The sequence below is a fragment of the Paraburkholderia sp. JHI2823 genome (assembly GCF_038900695.1).
GTDB lineage: Bacteria > Pseudomonadota > Gammaproteobacteria > Burkholderiales > Burkholderiaceae > Paraburkholderia > Paraburkholderia mimosarum.
The window spans coordinates 1-451 of record NZ_JAYMRY010000258.1 but is presented as its reverse complement, the minus strand read 5'-3'; the positions used below and the strand labels follow the sequence as shown (position 1 = coordinate 451).

Sequence of the window (451 nt, the reverse complement as noted above, 5' to 3'; positions counted from 1 at the left end):
GATCACGCCGATGAACGACAGCCATTGCAGCGGCACCACCGAGAAGCCGGTGACAAGGTCGAAATTCAGGCGGATCAGCGAGTACAGCGAGTACTTCGATTCGCCGGCGAAGCGTTCCTCGTGCGCAACCTCGATTTCCACCGGGTTCTGCGCGAACGTGTACGCGAGCGCCGGAATGAACGTGTTGATTTCGCCGCAGCGGTTGATCGTATCGATGATGTGGCGGCTGTACGCGCGCAGCATGCAGCCTTGGTCGGTCATCTTGATGCGGGTGATGCGCTCGCGCAGATGATTCATCGCGCGCGAGGCCTTGCGCCGCCACAGGCTGTCCTGGCGCTGCCGGCGGATCGTGCCGACGTAATCGAAGCCCTCGCGCATCTTCGAGACGAGCTTGCCGATTTCCTCGGGCGGATTCTGCAGGTCGGCGTCGAGCGTGAGCACGATGTCGCCG

At 62.5% G+C, this 451-nt stretch carries 1 protein-coding gene; it reads right to left on the bottom strand.

What is annotated here, in order from left to right; all coding sequences use genetic code 11:
• A partial coding sequence (locus VSR34_RS38590; protein ID WP_342965255.1) for a glycosyltransferase occupies positions 1 to 451 on the bottom strand: 451 nt, incomplete at both ends.